Origin of the sequence: Aeromonas sp. MR16 (assembly GCF_022549315.1) — a bacterium.
Classification (GTDB): Bacteria; Pseudomonadota; Gammaproteobacteria; order Enterobacterales; family Aeromonadaceae; genus Aeromonas; species Aeromonas aquatica.
Genome location: NZ_JAKZFK010000013.1, coordinates 101,059 through 117,368, shown reverse-complemented (window position 1 = coordinate 117,368; position 16,310 = coordinate 101,059). Strand labels below are relative to the sequence as shown.

Sequence of the window (16,310 nt, the reverse complement as noted above, 5' to 3'; positions counted from 1 at the left end):
TTGAGGGTCCTAAAGGGCCGTTGGAGACCACAACGTTGATAGGTGGGGTGTGTAAGCGCGGCGACGTGTTGAGCTAACCCATACTAATTACCCGTGAGGCTTAACCATACAACACCCAAGAAGTGTTTCTGGCCTTGTAGCAAATACCAAGCGAACTACTTAAAAAATTCAGTGATAGCGACAGCCATTAAGGCCAAGTCGTTATACACGTCAGCTTTCCAGATGAAGTTTTTTGCCTGGCGGCCATAGCGCCGTGGAACCACCTGATCCCATGCCGAACTCAGAAGTGAAACGCGGTAGCGCCGATGGTAGTGTGGCATTCGCCATGCGAGAGTAGGACACTGCCAGGCACCCAATTGAAGAAGCCCGCTCAATCGAGCGGGCTTTTTTATTGGCTGGAATTCAGGGGGTTGTAGAGAGTTTGTCCATCAGCAGCCTGTTTTTTAGTCTGCCGCGTCGTAAAACTATACTTATTCAGTTAAATACACTGCCTGTTACGTCCTCTATTGCTCATCTCCTTCCTCATTTTATGCCGCGTTATGTCCGCTTCTGAGCCGCTATGCCTTTCGTTGATGCTCACTATTGCCTGAAACGGGCACGGCTAAGCAGGTAGTGACCTGTCAGGTAATCACCGCTGTCCGAAGCGGACGTGCGCAGGTCGATATAATAAAAGCTTCCTGATCAGGGTTACTCTCTTACCCGCGGTATCCAACTGTTCGATATTTCTCCGTTTATCCTTGTTTTGAATATAAAAAGTACAGAATGTGATACCCCTACCTTTCTTGGCGGGCCCGCTCTGCTTTAATTCGTCTGCCCACATTCGATGGGCCAAGGAAACACAATAATCTGAGGAATGGACACATGTTCAAAAGAACAGTAACGATGATGCTGGCGGCGGGAACCCTGGTATTAGGCGGTTGTGCAGCTAACGGTGGCGCTGAGCAGGCGGGGGCGGACAACAGCGATTTCGGCGGCAAGTCCATCTACCTGCGTGGGGAGATGAACGACTGGATGGCCACTGATGAGACCAAGGCGGTCAAGGTGGCCGATAAGCTCTACATGGCCAAGGGCACACTCAAGAAGGAGTGGGCTCCCTACAAATTCAAATTTGGTGACTCAAGCTGGAGTTGCGGCACCAACTTCGGCTACAAGAGCCCGAGCGATGGCGTCGCCGTGCTGGGCGGCGAGCCGGTGCCGGTCAACCCCTGCTCCAAGTATGAGGACATGAAGTTCTCGCCGGAAGCAGACGGGGTCTATGAGTTCTATCTGAACCTGGCTGGCGAAACCCCGACGGTCTACGTCAAGAAGCCCTGATCCTGCCCCGAGTGGTCAATCCCTCGGACAATGAAACGGTTAACAGCCCTGGCCCAGCACTCTGCTGGCCGGGGCATTTTTTTAAGCTTGGGACGGCGGCCCATGATATGAAGACTACTATATATAGTGTTTTCGTATTTCATATTCACCTATTAGTTGTGTTTTTATCCCTATCATGACGCTGATGTATTCACATAAGGTGGCTTGAAAATGGCTAAATCCAATTCGGTGCTGGAGACCGATCCCGGCACCGACCTCATCCCCATGCAGGAAACCTCCCTCGAGATCTGGGATAGCAAGTATCGTCTCAAGAGCAAGGATGGGGCCCCCATCGATAGCACCATCGACGAGACCTACCAGCGGGTGGCCCGTGCCTTGGCCGAGCAGGAGCGCGAGCCGGATGCCTGGTATGAGCCCTTCCTGTGGGCGCTGCGCAATGGCGCCATTCCGGCGGGCCGGATCACCTCCAACGCGGGGGCCTTCGAGCACAAGCCCGCCACCTCGACCATTAACTGTACCGTCTCCGGCACCATCGAAGATTCGATGGATGACATTCTCGGCAAGGTGCACGAGGCGGGGCTGACCCTGAAGGCGGGTTGTGGCATCGGCTACGACTTCTCGACCCTGCGCCCGCGCGGTGCCTTCGTCTCCGGTGCCGGGGCCTATACCTCGGGCCCGCTCTCCTTCATGGATATCTACGACAAGATGTGTTTCACCATCTCGTCGGCGGGCGGTCGCCGTGGCGCCCAGATGGGCACCATGGATATCCGGCATCCCGACGTGATCGAGTTCATCCAGGCCAAGCGGGAAGATGGTCGCCTGCGCCAGTTCAACCTCTCCCTGCTCATCACCGAAGAGTTCGTCAAGGCGGTGAAGGAGGATGCTCCCTGGCGACTCATCTTCCCCTACACCGCCAAAGAGGTGGAGCAGGATGGCATTGCGCTGGACGATCCCGAGCAGGTGCTCTGGGCCGACTGGCCGAACAAGGAAGGGGTGGTGATCAACGCGCTTGGGCAGGTGGCCTGCAAGGTCTACAAGACCCTGCCCGCGCGCAAGCTGTGGAACGTCATCATGACCTCCACTTATGACTATGCGGAGCCCGGCTTCATCCTGATCGACAAGGTCAACCAGATGAACAACAACTGGTTCTGCGAAGAGATCCGCGCCACCAACCCCTGTGGCGAGCAGCCCTTGCCCCCCTACGGCGCCTGCCTGCTGGGGTCGGTCAATCTGACCAAGTTCGTGCGTCACCCCTTCACCGAGCAGGCCAGCTTCGACTGGCAGGCGTTTCGCAAGGTAGTGGCCATCTTCACCCGCATGCTGGACAACGTGGTAGAGATCAACCAGCTGCCGTTACCCAGGCAGCGCGAGGAGATCACAGCCAAGCGCCGTCACGGCATGGGCTTCCTTGGTCTGGGCTCGGCCCTCACCATGCTGCAGATAAAATATGGCTCTGCGGCTTCTGTCGCCTTCACCGAGCAGGTCTCCCAGGAGCTGGCCATGACCGGCTGGCAGGAGTCCCTGCGTCTGGCCAAGGAGAAGGGCCCGGCTCCCATCATGGAGCAGGAGTTCGAGGTGACCGGCAAGATGCTGCGGCTGCGCCCCGAGATGGCGGCCGATGGCATCAAGCTGGGTGACAAGGTGAAGGGCAAGGTGCTGCATGCGCGCTACAGCCGCTACATGCAGCAGGTGGCCGAGGTGGATCCCGCCCTGGTGGCCGCGCTGGCCGAAACCGGTGGCCGTTTCACCCACCACAGCAGCATAGCGCCGACCGGTACCATCTCTCTGTCGCTGGCCAACAACGCCAGCAACGGCATAGAGCCGAGCTTCGCCCATCACTACAGCCGCAACGTCATCAAGGCGGGCAAGAAGAGCAAGGAGAGCGTGGATGTCTACTCCTTCGAGCTGCTGGCCTACCGGGAGCTCATCAACGCCGCTGCCATGCCTTACACCGAAGATGATGCCTGCCGTCTGCCGGATTACTTCCTCACAGCCGACGACATCAGTCCGGCCCAGCACGTGGACATCCAGGCCGCGGCCCAGCGCTGGATAGATTCGTCCATCTCCAAGACGGCCAACGTACCGACCGACTTCCCGTTCGAGCAGTTCAAGGACATCTACATGTATGCCTCGGACTCCGGGCTCAAGGGTTGTACCACCTTCCGCTTCAACCCCGAGGCCTTCCAGGGGGTGCTGGTGAAGGAGAAGGATCTGGAGAACACTCAGTACGAGTTCACTCTGGAGGATGGCTCCGTCATCACGGTGAAGGGGAACGAAGAGATCGAATACGATGGCGAGCTGCACACCGCCGCCAACCTCTATGACGCCTTGAAAGAAGGCTATTACGGTAAATTCTGAGAACAGATTATGGTCAAGAAGATCGACAGGAAAATCGTCGCCTACAAGGTGCGTACCAAGGATGAGCCGCAGGAAGATCTGGCCCCCCAGGATGACGTGGTGCACATGCACGAGACGGTGCTGCGCCCGGAGCGCTTGATGGGCACCACCTACAAGCTGAAGACGCCGGAGCATGTCTCCGAGCACTCGCTGTTCATCACCATCAACGACATCATTCTCAACGAGGGGACCGTCCACGAGACGCGCCGTCCGTTCGAGATCTTCATCAACTCCAAGAGCCTGGAACACTATCAGTGGATAGTGGCGCTGACCCGCATCATCTCGGCGGTGTTTCGCAAGGGCGGGGATGTCACCTTCCTGGTGGAGGAGCTGCGTTCCGTGTTCGATCCCAAGGGGGGCTACTGGAACAAGGGCAAGTATGTACCATCGCTTATCGCCGAGATTGGCAACGTGATCGAGACCCATCTCACCGAGATAGGCATGTTAAAGGCAACCGGGCTGGATGAGCATCAGCAGGCGTTTCTGGCCGAGAAGCAGGCACAGATGCAGGCCGAACAGGAGGCTGACGCCCATCAGGCAGGCAGCGGCTTCCCGGCCAATGCGGCGCTCTGCTACAAGTGCCACAGCAAGGCGCTGGTGCAGAAGGATGGCTGCATGACCTGCCTCAACTGCGGCGACTCGAAGTGTGGCTAGCAGGTGTGGTTAGTCCGATAAGCAGTGCGAAAAGACCGGCCTATGGGCCGGTCTTTTCTATTGATTATTTTCTGTTCAATCGGTGGCGGGAGCCAAAGGGATTTGTTGCACGCTGGTAAAATCGGGCGTAGCGTGAGGGGTAATAAAACTGTCACGGCCGTGTGGTTTCAATGACATCTGAGATTCACACACGTGGCACCTTCAGTGCCAAGGAGGATGCTTATGGACAATACGGACCGAAAGCTGTTTATCCTGGATACCAACGTTCTGCTTCACGAACCCCTCGCCATCTACTCCTTCAAAGAGCACGACGTGCTCATCCCCATGACGGTGCTGGAAGAGCTCGACAACATCAAGGATCGTCAGAAAGACGTCAGCCGTGATGCGCGGGTCGCCATCCGTGCGCTGGAAGACGTGTTCCGTGACGCCAACCCTGAGCAGATAGTGCAAGGGGTGGCGCTGGCGGGTGAGGCGAGCGGTCATATCTCCATCTTCAGTGATCACCATCTGCCCCAGGATGCCGAGGTGTTCACCGACAAGGAGGCCGACAACCGCATCATCAACGCGGCCCTCTATCTGCAAAAGCACGAGATGAAACGCCAGGTGGTACTGGTGACCAAGGACATCAACATGCGCCTCAAGGCCAAGGGGGCCGGTTTGGCGCATGTGGAAGACTATCGCAGCGACCAGCTGATCGATGACATCCGGCTGCTGGCCAAGGGCTTCCAAGTGGTGCCGGGCAGCTTCTGGGAGCGGGTCGGCGAGTGCGACAGCGAGACCCATGGCCGCGACACCGTCCACGTGATCGACTCGAACCTGCTGGAGGGGGTGCACGTCAATCAGTACCTGCTTGACGAGGAGAACTTCTTCGCCGCCAGGGTATTGAGCAACGATGGCCACAAGATCCGCCTCAAGGATCTGGGCCGCGAGCGGTTGATGTCACGCAAGGCCTGGGGCGTGCATCCCAAGAACATCTATCAGGGCATGGCACTGGATGCCCTGCTGGATCCGCACATCGATCTGGTGATCCTGACCGGCCCGGCGGGCTGCGGCAAGACCCTGCTGGCAATGGCGGCGGCCCTGGAGCTGGTGATCGAGAAGGGGATCTACGAGAAGGTGATAGTCACCCGCAACACCCCGGAGATCGCCGAGAGCATCGGCTTCCTGCCCGGCACCGAAGAAGAGAAGATGATGCCCTGGCTGGCGGCGGTGACCGACACCCTGGAGGTGCTGCACAAGCAGGACGAGAACATGAGCGGGTCCCTCAGCTACATCATGGAGAAGGCCAATATCCAGTTCAAATCCGTCAACTTCATGCGCGGGCGCAGCATCCAGAACACCTTCGTGCTGCTGGACGAGTGCCAGAACCTGACCGCGTCCCAGATCAAGACCATCATCACCCGCTGCGGCGAGGGCACCAAGATCGTCTGCTCCGGCAACCTGGCCCAGATTGACTCCAACTACCTGAGCCCTGTGACCTCGGGCCTGACCTACATCGTCGAGCGCTTCAAGGATTTCGACGGCAGTGCCAACATCTTCCTGAACGGGGTGGTGCGCAGCAAGCTCGCCTCCTTCGCCGAGGAAAACCTCTGATTTCACGCAATACCTTCATATGAAAAAGGGAGGCCACCGGCCTCCCTTTTTTGATCTCGTGACTTGGCGCTAGGTGCTTTGCGAGTGGCCCAGATAGCGCTGCAGACCCGGGTGACCGCTGTTTTGCAGAATGTCGGGCGTGCCCTGCAGGGCGATGCGCCCCTCGTCCACGAACAGCACCCGATCGGCGATCAGCTGGGCATCCTCGGGATTGTGAGACACCATCAGTACCGTGATGCCCTGCTCGCAGGCGAGGCGGGCGACTTCCGCCAGCATCTCCCGGCGCAGGGCGGGATCCAGTGCCGAGAAGGGCTCGTCCAGCAGCAGCAACGGCTTGCCACGCACCAGGGCGCGGGCCAGGCCCACCCGCTGCTGCTGACCACCGGAGAGCTGCTCCGGCAGCCGGTCCTGCATGTCGCCGAGCCCCACCTTGATGGCCGCCTCTTTCACCTGGGCGCGCTGGGCCGGGCTCAGGCGCAGGCCCGGGTGCAGGCCGATGGCGATGTTGTCGAACACCGACAGGTGCAGGAACAGGTTGTGATCCTGGAACAGGGTGGTGACCGGGCGCTCGGCGGGACCGAGCGGTAATAGATCGATGCCATCGAAGCGCAGGGCTCCCGATTCTACCGGTACGAAGCCCGCTATCATGCCGAGCAGGGTCGATTTGCCGGCCCCGCTTGGGCCGATCAGCGCCGTGATCTCCCCCCTCGGCAGAGAGGCGCTGAAGGTCACCCGCCAATCAGGGTAACTGGTTGCCAAATCATCAATTAACAGCATCTTTGACTCCTGTGATATGGCTGGGTGTACAGACCGCATGTGAAACCGTGCCATGGCAGCAAACTCGACTATCCAGCATCCAGGTTTTTCCCACCCAGACCCCGCTCCACCAGCCAGAACAAGGAGAAACAGAGGATAAGCAGCAGCAGGGCGGTGGCCGCCGCCTCGGTCAGCCGGTAGCTGCCGAGCTGCTGGTAGAGCAACCAGGGCAAGGTGGTGAGCTCCTGGCTGCCGAACATGGCGATAGCGCCGAGATCCCCCAGCGACAATATCATGGAGAGCGCCATGGCCAGCGCCAGCGGGCGGCGCAGCAGGGGCCACTCCACCAGGCGCAGGCGCTGCAGGCCGCGTACCCCCAGGCTGTCCGCCAGCCTGTCGTACTGGCGCACCACCAGTTGCATGGGGGCAGAAAGGGTGCGCAGCACATAGGGCAGCGCCATCAGGGCGTTGACCAGCACCACCAGCCAGGGCCCGAGGGCAAAGACATCGGTGAAGGGCATAAACAGGATGAAGAGCCCCGTGCTCAACACCACCGCCGGGATCATCAGGATCATGGAGCCGCTGGCCTCCCACAGGGCCGCCGCTCGCCGTTTGCGATCCCGCACCCTCAAGTGGCGGCTGGTGAGCAGCAGGCTGGCGCCGAGCAGGGTGGCGAGGCTTCCCGCCGCCAGTGCTATACCGAGGGACTGCCCCCCCGCCCGCCACAGCTGGGGCGAGCCGAGCGCCGTCAGCAGGCCGGGGTTGAAACCGGCGATGACTATGGCCAGCAGGGGCGGCAGGAAGATGGCGAGGCCGAGACTGAGGGCCACGATATCAACCCACTGAGTGCCCGGCTGCTGTCTGTCCGGGCGCAGGCAGGGGCGGCGGCTGGTGAGGCGACTGGACGGGCTGGTCTGCAACTTGTGTTGCAACAGCAAGAGACCTGCGGTCAGCAGCAGTTGCACCAGCGCCAGGCCGCCGGCGGTGGCGAGATCGAAGTCAAAGCGCAGGGCCTGATAGACCGCCACCTCCAATGTGGTGGACTTGGGGCCGCCGCCCAGCGCCAGCACTGTGGTGAAGCTGGTGAAGCAGAGCATGAAGATGAGGCTCGCCAATCCGGGCAGCAGGCCACGGATGATGGGCCACTCCAGCAGCCGGAAGATATGAGAGGAGCGCATGCCGAGCTGGCTGGCGAGGCGCCAGGAGGACTCAGGAATGCTCTCTATGCCTTGCAATATGAGGCGCGCCGCCAGCGGCATGTTGAAGAACACGTGGGCCAGCAGTATGCCGAACAGACCGTACAGGTAGTTGCCGGGAGCCAGCCCCAGGCTGCGCAGGGCATGGGGCAGCCAGCCCTGGGAGCCGTGCACCGCGACGATGCCGAAGATGGCGATGATGACCGGCAGCACCAGCGAGAGGCCGAACAATTTGAGCAGCAGCCGGCGGCCACGAAAACGGCGCCGCGCCAGGGCCCGCGCCACCGGAATGGCCAGCCCCAGGCTCAGCAAGGTGGAGAGCAGCGCCTGCCCCAGGCTGAAACCCAGCACGTGGCGCAGGTAGGGGTCTGCCAGCAGGGTGCTCGGCAGCGTGCCCGCCTGCCACAGCAGGGCGACAAGCGGGCCGAGCGAGAGCAGCAGGATAACGGCGGTGGCTGCGCTACCCGGCAGCCACCAGAGAGGACGAGCCTGTGGTTTTACAGCGTGACGGCTCACTGGGTGACGGCTTGCAGCCATTCCTTGATCCAGCCCTTGCGGTTGGCGGCCACCTCATCGGAGCTAAAGCTCAGCGGTTTGGCCACGGTGATCATCTGCTCGAAGCCCTTGGGTAGCGGGGTGTCCGTCACCGGATACATCCAGTTGCCGCCGGGGATCTCCTGCTGGAAGGCGGGGCTTATCATGAACTGCAGGAACTGGTCCGCCAGCTTGTCTTGCTTGGCACTCGCGAGCTTGGCGGCCACTTCCACCTGGCGATAGTGGCCCTCCTCGAAGGCGGCGGCCTGGTACTGGGACTTGTTCTCGGCGATCAGGTGATAAGCCGGGGAGGTGGTGTAGGAGAGCACCATGTCCGCCTCGCCGTCGAGGAACATGCCGTAGGCCTCGGACCAGCCCTTGGTGACGGTGACCGTCTTCTTGGCAAGCTGGGCCCAGGCGGCCGGTGCCTGATCACCATAGACGGATTTCATCCACAGCATCAGCCCCTGACCCGGGGTGGAGGTGCGCGGATCCTGGTAGATCACCTTGAGATCCGGGCGCTCCACCAGCTCCTTCAGGCTCTTGGGGGGAGCCTTGAGTTTGTCCTTGTCGTAGACGAAGGCGAAGTAGCCGTAGTCATAGGGGACGAAGGTGTCGTCCTGCCAGCCACCCGGCACCTTGAGGGCGGCCAGATCGGTGTGATGAGGGGCGAACAGACCGCTCTGCTTGGCCTCGCTCACCAGGGCATCGTCCAGTCCCAGCACCAGATCGGCCTGGCTGTGTTTGCCTTCCAACCGCAGCCGGTTGAGGATGGCGACCCCGTCTTCCAATGCCACCAGCTTGAGGGTGCAACCACACTCCTGCTCGAAGGCCTGCTTGATCTTGGGACCCGGTCCCCATTCGCTGGCGAAGGAGCCGTAGGTGTAGACGGTGAGGGGGTCGGCGGCGAAGGCCTGGGCACTGAGCAGGCTGGTGGCGACCAGCAGAAGGGTTTTCATCGATGGCACTCCCTGTGGGTTGCGAGCTGCCAGCGGATGAGGGCGCAAAAAACGAGCGCCATGCCTCAAATTCCTCCGCCAGCATTATCTGGATCAGGTTCACGGGTATAATCTCAGCGGTAAACCGCACCCCGTTTGAGAAACGAATCGCATTGTATTAACGTTTTTTGGGGGAGGCCAGCACAATTATTTCACCGGCCGATACGGGCGTAACGGCATAGCAGAGGAGGTCCTCGTGATCACCAGTACCAAGGAAAGGCGCGCCTTTGCGCGCATGGTCATCAATGCCCCCGTCACCCTGTTTCAGCATCAGGATGTGCTGGAGGGGATCTGTCGGGATCTCAGTGCCAACGGCATGGGGGTCGAGGTGAACGAGCACAGCTTCGATGTGCATCAGCCCATCCGGGTGAGCCTGGCCACCAGCAGCAACCTGCTGCCGCCGTTCGAGGTCCAGGCCCGCATAGTGCGGGTGCTGGAGGAAGAGAGGGGGCTCTTGCTGGCGTTGGAGTTTCAGTCTCTGGCCTGATATGGCGACAGATTTCACTGCTTTTCATCGGTCAGCATCTGCTGGCCGATGTCATTTAGGTTTTCAATAGATTGATATGCTGCCGCTTGGCTGTTCTCCATCGCTTCTCGGCCTGTCTGGAGGCGACTCATTGACTGGCCAGCACGGGCTGCAGGCTCCATTGTCTGCTGTCGACCAGCATTTTGCTGGTGGGCGCCAGCTGGCCCATGGGGAGCTGGGCCGGGCCGGTAGGCTCCATCAGCAGATAGGTCTGCCCCTCCCAATTCAGGGTCGCGTCTCCCGGCTTGGCGGGCAGGGCGACGCCGAGCAGCGCATGGCCCGGCACGAACACCATGGCCTGGGGGAGCTCGGGGAAGAGCTGGGCCAGAATGGCCGCCATCAGGGTCATCTTGCTGTCGCAATCCCCCCGGTTCTGCTCCAGCACCTGGCGCGGGGTCAGAAAGCCCTTGCCGGCCCGGCCGGACTGGCTGTCCAGCAGGCTATAGGGAATGGCTTGAACGAAATCGAGCATGAAGGCCACCGTCTGTTGGCGCGCCTCCACCTCTGTGGTCCCCTGCCGTTTGAGCTGATCCGCCAGCGGTGCCAGCTCGGTCCGGCTCTCCAGCGCGATACGCACGTGATCCTGTTTGATGGCGGGCACGCCATCGGACGGGGTGAAGCGCTGGAAGTAGTGTTGCTTGAGCCACTCCTGCTCCAGCTTTGCCTGCTCAGGCCCGACCCAAGCCTGGGCTTCCCTCGCCTTGTCGGCGTTGCGGCTCTTGATGTTGAGGGCGAGCGCGGGGCGGGAGAGGGAGAACTGCACCTCGGGAAACGCGATGACGGCCTGTTGCAACAGCTGCTGCAGCATATCCTCCTGCATTCGCGCGGGTCTATAGGCGATGAGCGGCGGCAACGTGCCCGCCTCCAGCCGGTAGCTGAGCTGCTGCGCCTTGTCCTCCCTGTCCTGCCAGCCGACGTTGAGCTGGCCGCCGTTGCTGTGAAAGTAACGCTGCCCGGCACTGGCCGGCAGGGCGAACAGCAGGGCGCAGAGCAGGAGGCCGCTCGCTTTCGTCATCATCCTCTCCTCAGGTATCGGTTGGGCCGTCTCTTGCCGTCAGCCGGAAATAGAACAGGGAGCCTGGGCTCCCTGTGGATGCTACTCGTTGTGGCTATTCGTGCCTAGATCCCGCTCGGCTGCCTTGGGTTGTCTCGAAGGCGCCGATGTGAGTCTTGAGCGTGCTTAGATCCAGCTGGGTTGCTTCGCCTCGAAGGCGTCGATGGCGGCCCCGTGCTGCAGGGTCAGGCCGATGGCGTCCAGCCCGTTAAGCAGGCAGTAGCGGCGGAACTCGTCGATCTCGAAGCTGAAACACAGATCGCCGGCGCGCACCTGGTTGGCCTCCAGATCCACCTCGATCTGCAGGCCTGGAGTGGCCGCGACCAGCTGGAACAGGGCCTCCACCTCTTCGTCCTTCAAACGCACCGGCACCAGACCGTTGTTGATGGCGTTGCCGTAGAAGATGTCGGCGAAGCTTGGGGCAATGATGGTCTTGAAGCCGTAATCCGCCAGCGCCCAGGGGGCGTGCTCGCGGCTCGAGCCGCAGCCGAAGTTCTCCCGGGCAAGCAGTATGCTGGCACCAGCAAAACGCGGCTGGTTCAGCACGAACTCGGGGTTTGCTTGCTGGCCTGCGTCATCCAGGAAGCGCCAGTCGTGGAACAGGTGCTTGCCAAAGCCGGTACGGTTCACCTTCTGCAGGAACTGCTTGGGAATGATGGCGTCGGTGTCGACGTTGACGCTGTCGAGGGGGACGGCGATCCCTTTATGTTGCTTGAAGCCTGTCATCTCGTTCTCCTCGTAATTACAGCGCGCGAATATCGGCGAAGATGATGTCGGTGACGGCGAAGGGCCGTCCGTGTTGTTTGAAACCTGTCATCATGTTCTCCCTGTCGTTACAGCGCACGAATATCGGCAAAGTGACCGGTGACGGCGGCGGCGGCGGCCATGGCCGGGCTCACCAGATGGGTGCGGCCGGCACGGCCCTGACGCCCCTCGAAGTTACGGTTGCTGGTGGAGGCGCAGCGCTCCCCCGGTTGCAGCCGGTCGTTGTTCATGGCCAGACACATGGAGCAGCCGGGCAGGCGCCACTCAAAGCCCGCCTCGAGGAAGATCTTGTCCAGCCCCTCGGCCTCGGCCTGGGCTTTCACCTGCTCGGAACCCGGCACCACCAGGGCCTGCACCCCGGCGGCGACCTTGCGGCCACGGGCGATGGCGGCGGCGGCACGCAGATCCTCGATGCGGCTGTTGGTGCAGGAGCCGATGAACACCTTGTCGATGGTGACATCACAGAGTTTCTGGCCCGGCTGCAAGTCCATGTAGGCGAGCGCCTTGCGGGCGGACTGCTGCTCCATCAGATCGCTGAAGGATTCCGGTGCCGGAATGGGTTCATTGACGGCGATCACCTGGCCCGGGTTGGTGCCCCAGGTCACCTGGGGAGCGATGTCGGCGGCGTCGAGCACCACCTCGGCATCGAAGGTGGCATCGGCATCGCTCTTGAGGGTCTGCCAGTAGGCGATGGCCTGCGCCAGCGCCTCACCCTCGGGGGCGAATACCTTGCCGCGGATGTAGTCGATGGTGGTCTGATCCGGGGCTATCATGCCCGCCTTGGCGCCGAGCTCGATGGCCATGTTGCACACCGTCATGCGCCCTTCCATGGAGAGGCCCGCGATGGCCTCGCCGGCGAACTCCACCACATAGCCGGTGCCACCTGCGTGACCGACCCGGCCTATGATGGCGAGCACCACGTCTTTGGCGCTGATCCCTTCCGCCAGCTTGCCGTTGACGCTGATGCGCATGGTCTTGGCGCGGCCCTGCTTCAGGGTCTGGGTGGCCATCACGTGCTCCACCTCGGAGGTGCCGATGCCGAACGCGAGCGAGCCGAAGGCGCCGTGGGTGGCGGTGTGGGAGTCGCCGCAGACGATGGTGGTGCCGGGCAGGGTGATGCCGAGCTCGGGGCCCATCACGTGGACTATGCCCTGATACTGGTGGTTCAAATCGTAGAGCCGAACCCCGAACTCCTTGCAGTTGGCGGCCAGGGTTTCCATCTGGATGCGGGCCATCTCGCCGGAGGCGGCGATGTCCTTGGTGGTGGTGGAGACGTTGTGATCCATGGTGGCCCAGGTGAGATCCGGGCGGCGCAGCGGGCGCTTCATGGCGCGCAGGCCGTCGAACGCCTGCGGGCTGGTCACTTCATGCACCAGATGGCGGTCTATGTAGATGAGGGGGGTTTCGCCTGCAACTTCACGCACCACATGGGCGTCGAACACTTTCTGATAGAGGGTCTTGGACATTGCTCTTTCCTTGTTATTCAAACCGTTGCCATCAGATGCGCGCGGCGATCTGGGAGCCTATGTCGGCGGTGCTCTGCACCGGATGACGGGCCGTTGCCTGGTGCAGATCGGCGGTGAAGTAACCCTCGGCCAGGGCCTGGGCTACGGCCTGCTCGATGGCCTGGGCGGCGGTTTCCTGGCCCAGGCTGTAGCGCAGCATCAGGGCGGCGGAGAGGATCTGGGCTATGGGGTTGGCGATGCCTTTGCCGGCGATGTCCGGCGCCGAGCCACCGGCCGGTTCGAACAGGCCGAAGCCGGATTCGTTCAGGCTGGCGGAGGGCAGCAGCCCCATGGAGCCGGTGATCATGGCGCACTCGTCGGAGAGGATGTCGCCGAACAAGTTGGAGCAGAGCAGCACGTCGAACTGGGACGGATCCTTGATGAGCTGCATGGTGGCGTTGTCGATGTACATATGGTTCAGGGCCACGTCCGGGTAGGACTTGGCGACTTCAGTCACCACCTCGCGCCACAGGATGGAAGAGGCGAGCACGTTGGCCTTGTCGATGGAGGTGACCTTGGCCTTGCGTACTCTGGCCGATTCAAATGCAATCTTGGCGATGCGCTCTATCTCGAAACGGTGATAGACCTCGGTATCGAACGCCTTCTCGGTCGGGCCTTCACCCTCGCGTCCCTTGGGCTGGCCGAAGTAGATGCCGCCGGTCAGCTCACGCACGCAGGCGATGTCGAAGCCGCGATCGGAGATGTCGGCACGCAGCGGCGAGAACTGCTCGAGGCCGGTGTAGATGCGGGCCGGACGCAGGTTGCAGAACAGCTTGAAGTGAGCGCGCAGGGGCAGCAGGGCGCCGCGCTCCGGCTGATCGTTGGGGGCCAGATGCTCCCACTTGGGGCCGCCGACCGAGCCGAACAGCACGGCGTCGGCTGCCTCGCAGCCCTTGATGGTGCTCTGGGGCAGGGGAGTGCCGTGGTTGTCGATGGCGATGCCGCCGACGTCGTGGCGATCATAGTCGAGGGAGAAGCCGAATTTGGTCTGTACCTTGGCCAGTACCTTGATGGCCTCGGCCATCACTTCCGGGCCAATGCCGTCACCCGGCAATACTGCGATCCGATAACTGCTCATACTGTTTCCGTCCTGATGTTGTTATTGAGCTCCAACCGCTCAGCTATTTCCGTCTAGATGTCATTTTGTGTCCCATCCGCTCAGCGACGCTGCTCAGACGGTTTCCGTTTTGATAGTGTTTTTCTGTCCCATCTGCTCGGCCACCTGATCGGCGCGCCAGATGCTGTTGATGACGTGGACCAGGGCCTGAGCCGAGGACTCGATGATGTCGGTGGCCAGCCCCATGCCGTGGAACTTGCGCCCCTTGTACTCGGCGACGATGTCGACCTGGCCGAGGGCGTTCTTGCCTTCCCCCTTGCCCTTGAGCTCGTACTTGTCGATGCGGATCTCGTAACCGGTGATGCGGTTGATGCACTGATAGACCGCATCCACAGGACCGTTGCCGGTAGCCGCTTCGCAGACGAGATCCTGACCCACCTTGAGCTTGACCGAGGCGGTGGCCAGCACCGAGCTGCCGCTCTGCACGCCGAGGTACTCCAGCTTGAAGTGCTCGGGCTCCTCGTGGATCTGGCTGAAGAAGGCGAGGGCCTCGAGGTCGTAATCGAATACCTGGCCCTTCTTGTCCGCCAAGGTGAGGAACTTGCCGTAGAGATCGTCCAGGTCGTAGCTGCTCTCGGCGTAGCCCATGGACTCCATCCGGTGCTTGATTACGTGGCGGCCGGAGCGGGAGGTCATGTTGAGGCTGTTCTGGGTCAGGCCGATGCTCTCCGGGGTGATGATCTCGTAGGTGTTCTTGGCCTTGAGCACGCCATCCTGATGGATGCCGGAGCTGTGGGAGAAGGCGTTGGCGCCGACGATGGCCTTGTTCGGCTGCACCGGCATGTTGCAGATCTGGCTGACCAGCGTGCTGGTGCGATGGATCTCGCTGTGGCGGATGTTGGTGTGCACCCCGAGCAGATCGGCGCGGGTCTTCAGGATCATCGCCACCTCTTCCAGGGAGCAGTTGCCCGCCCGTTCGCCGATGCCGTTGATGGTGCACTCGATCTGGCGGGCCCCCATCTGTACGGCGCCGATGGAGTTCGCCACCGACAGGCCGAGATCGTCGTGGCAGTGCACCGAGATGATGGCCTGATCGATGTTCGGGACCCGGTTGAACAGGGTCTGTATGATGCCGGAGAACTCGGTCGGCACCGTGTAGCCCACGGTATCCGGGATGTTGATGGTGCGGGCGCCGGCCCGGATGGCGGCTTCCACCATGCGGCACAGGTTGTCGATGGGGGTACGTCCCGCGTCCTCGCAGGAGAACTCCACGTCGTCGGTGTAGCGGCGGGCATGCTTGATGGCGCTGACCCCCATCTCCAGCACATCCTCGAAGCTCTTCTTGAGCTTGCTCTCCACGTGGATGGAGGAGGTGGAGATAAAGGTGTGGATGCGGAAGGCTTCCGCGACCCTCAAAGCCTCGCCGGCGGCGTCTATGTCCTTGGGCAGGGCACGGGCCAGGGCGCAGACCCGGCTGTTCTTGATGTGGCGGGCTATGGTCTGCACCGAGAGAAAATCACCGGGGGAGGAGACCGGGAAGCCCACTTCCATGATGTCGACACCGAGTCGCTCCAGCGCCTGGGCGACCTGCAGCTTCTCCTTGACCGTCAGGCTGGCCGACAGCGCCTGCTCACCATCACGCAAGGTGGTATCGAATATGATGACGCGATCTGACATGTGACTTCCCTCTTCCTAAGTTCGGTGCGTGCATCCGCGCGGCATAAAAAAACCCGTGCGGGGTGCACGGGTTTTTGTAAATTCCGGCTATGCCATAGCCCGGCTACAAGGATCCCGCGCGACGAGTCGCGATTAGGGAAAGCAGTAGTAGCGGAGCGGCAAAATGCATGATGACTCAATCCTTCCAGTCGATAACGCTTCTACCAATATCGAGATTCTTATGCTGTGTCAACTCGAACGGGCAGGTTCATTTCACTGTTTTATTTAATCGGATTGTAAAGGAG

At 61.4% G+C, this 16,310-nt stretch carries 13 protein-coding genes, 2 rRNA genes and 1 riboswitch; of the genes, 7 read left to right on the top strand and 8 right to left on the bottom strand.

The window, feature by feature from the left end:
• The 6 genes from MM194_RS11920 to MM194_RS11895 all read left to right on the top strand — a co-directional run.
• A 23S ribosomal RNA gene (locus MM194_RS11920) occupies positions 1-108 on the top strand; the annotation flags it as partial.
• Positions 109-235: 127 nt separating this feature from the next.
• A 5S ribosomal RNA gene (rrf, locus tag MM194_RS11915) occupies positions 236-350 on the top strand.
• A gap of 511 nt (positions 351-861) precedes the next feature.
• A complete protein-coding gene (locus MM194_RS11910) occupies positions 862-1,314 on the top strand; it encodes a pullulanase (protein ID WP_033128720.1) in 453 nt (150 codons plus the stop codon).
• Positions 1,315-1,524: 210 nt separating this feature from the next.
• Positions 1,525-3,672, top strand: a complete 2,148-nt coding sequence (locus MM194_RS11905) for an adenosylcobalamin-dependent ribonucleoside-diphosphate reductase (RefSeq protein ID WP_241343677.1) — start codon at positions 1,525-1,527, stop codon at positions 3,670-3,672.
• Between the two features lie 9 nt (positions 3,673-3,681).
• Positions 3,682-4,365, top strand: coding sequence for an NrdJb (locus MM194_RS11900; protein WP_241343676.1), 684 nt, complete (start codon positions 3,682-3,684; stop codon positions 4,363-4,365).
• A 222-nt stretch (positions 4,366-4,587) separates the two neighbouring features.
• Positions 4,588-5,958 carry a PhoH family protein gene (locus MM194_RS11895; RefSeq protein ID WP_033128723.1) on the top strand — a complete coding sequence of 457 codons (1,371 nt, stop codon included), beginning with the start codon at positions 4,588-4,590 and terminating at the stop codon, positions 5,956-5,958.
• A gap of 69 nt (positions 5,959-6,027) precedes the next feature.
• Here the strand turns inward: MM194_RS11895 and thiQ are convergent, their stop codons facing one another.
• The 3 genes from thiQ to thiB all read right to left on the bottom strand — a co-directional run bounded on the left by thiQ (position 6,028) and on the right by thiB (position 9,403).
• Positions 6,028-6,735, bottom strand: a complete 708-nt coding sequence (gene thiQ / locus MM194_RS11890; RefSeq protein ID WP_241343675.1) for a thiamine ABC transporter ATP-binding protein — start codon at positions 6,733-6,735, stop codon at positions 6,028-6,030.
• Between the two features lie 68 nt (positions 6,736-6,803).
• Positions 6,804-8,426, bottom strand: a complete 1,623-nt coding sequence (gene thiP, locus MM194_RS11885) for a thiamine/thiamine pyrophosphate ABC transporter permease (protein WP_241343680.1) — start codon at positions 8,424-8,426, stop codon at positions 6,804-6,806.
• Positions 8,423-9,403: a thiamine ABC transporter substrate binding subunit gene (gene thiB / locus MM194_RS11880; protein ID WP_241343674.1), complete on the bottom strand. Its 981-nt coding sequence runs from the start codon at positions 9,401-9,403 to the stop codon at positions 8,423-8,425. The genes thiP and thiB overlap by 4 nt, the downstream gene beginning before the upstream one ends.
• Before the next feature lie 53 nt (positions 9,404-9,456).
• Positions 9,457-9,547: riboswitch (TPP riboswitch) on the bottom strand.
• A gap of 91 nt (positions 9,548-9,638) precedes the next feature.
• Between thiB and MM194_RS11875 the strand changes: the two genes are divergently transcribed.
• On the top strand, positions 9,639-9,929 hold the full coding sequence (locus tag MM194_RS11875) for a PilZ domain-containing protein (RefSeq protein ID WP_033128727.1): 291 nt from the start codon (positions 9,639-9,641) through the stop codon (positions 9,927-9,929).
• Between the two features lie 127 nt (positions 9,930-10,056).
• On the opposite strand, the gene MM194_RS11870 is transcribed toward MM194_RS11875, so the two are convergent.
• The 5 genes from MM194_RS11870 to leuA form a co-directional block, all read right to left on the bottom strand.
• On the bottom strand, positions 10,057-10,983 hold the full coding sequence (locus tag MM194_RS11870; RefSeq protein WP_241343673.1) for a transglutaminase domain-containing protein: 927 nt from the start codon (positions 10,981-10,983) through the stop codon (positions 10,057-10,059).
• A gap of 165 nt (positions 10,984-11,148) precedes the next feature.
• Complete coding sequence (gene leuD, locus MM194_RS11865; RefSeq protein ID WP_241343672.1) at positions 11,149-11,748, bottom strand: 3-isopropylmalate dehydratase small subunit; 600 nt, start codon at positions 11,746-11,748, stop codon at positions 11,149-11,151.
• Between the two features lie 107 nt (positions 11,749-11,855).
• The gene (gene leuC / locus MM194_RS11860; RefSeq protein WP_241343671.1) at positions 11,856-13,253 is read right to left on the bottom strand and encodes a 3-isopropylmalate dehydratase large subunit; all 1,398 of its coding nucleotides are present in this window, start codon (positions 13,251-13,253) and stop codon (positions 11,856-11,858) included.
• A gap of 31 nt (positions 13,254-13,284) precedes the next feature.
• Positions 13,285-14,370, bottom strand: coding sequence for a 3-isopropylmalate dehydrogenase (gene leuB, locus MM194_RS11855; RefSeq protein ID WP_241343670.1), 1,086 nt, complete (start codon positions 14,368-14,370; stop codon positions 13,285-13,287).
• 93 nt (positions 14,371-14,463) lie between these two features.
• Entirely contained in the window at positions 14,464-16,026 is a 1,563-nt protein-coding gene (gene leuA / locus MM194_RS11850; protein WP_241343669.1) for a 2-isopropylmalate synthase, read from the bottom strand.
• Positions 16,027-16,310 lie beyond the last annotated feature (284 nt).

What these genes read in the sequence shown, in the direction of transcription:
- MM194_RS11910 (WP_033128720.1), top strand. Translation starts at nt 862, where the DNA reads ATGTTCAAAAGAACAGTAACGATGATGCTGGCGGCGGGAACCCTGGTA.
- MM194_RS11905 (WP_241343677.1), top strand. Translation starts at nt 1,525, where the DNA reads ATGGCTAAATCCAATTCGGTGCTGGAGACCGATCCCGGCACCGACCTC.
- MM194_RS11900 (WP_241343676.1), top strand. Translation starts at nt 3,682, where the DNA reads ATGGTCAAGAAGATCGACAGGAAAATCGTCGCCTACAAGGTGCGTACC.
- MM194_RS11895 (WP_033128723.1), top strand. Translation starts at nt 4,588, where the DNA reads ATGGACAATACGGACCGAAAGCTGTTTATCCTGGATACCAACGTTCTG.
- thiQ (WP_241343675.1), bottom strand. Translation starts at nt 6,735, where the DNA reads ATGCTGTTAATTGATGATTTGGCAACCAGTTACCCTGATTGGCGGGTG.
- thiB (WP_241343674.1), bottom strand. Translation starts at nt 9,403, where the DNA reads ATGAAAACCCTTCTGCTGGTCGCCACCAGCCTGCTCAGTGCCCAGGCC.
- MM194_RS11870 (WP_241343673.1), bottom strand. Translation starts at nt 10,983, where the DNA reads ATGACGAAAGCGAGCGGCCTCCTGCTCTGCGCCCTGCTGTTCGCCCTG.
- leuD (WP_241343672.1), bottom strand. Translation starts at nt 11,748, where the DNA reads ATGACAGGCTTCAAGCAACATAAAGGGATCGCCGTCCCCCTCGACAGC.
- leuC (WP_241343671.1), bottom strand. Translation starts at nt 13,253, where the DNA reads ATGTCCAAGACCCTCTATCAGAAAGTGTTCGACGCCCATGTGGTGCGT.
- leuB (WP_241343670.1), bottom strand. Translation starts at nt 14,370, where the DNA reads ATGAGCAGTTATCGGATCGCAGTATTGCCGGGTGACGGCATTGGCCCG.
- leuA (WP_241343669.1), bottom strand. Translation starts at nt 16,026, where the DNA reads ATGTCAGATCGCGTCATCATATTCGATACCACCTTGCGTGATGGTGAG.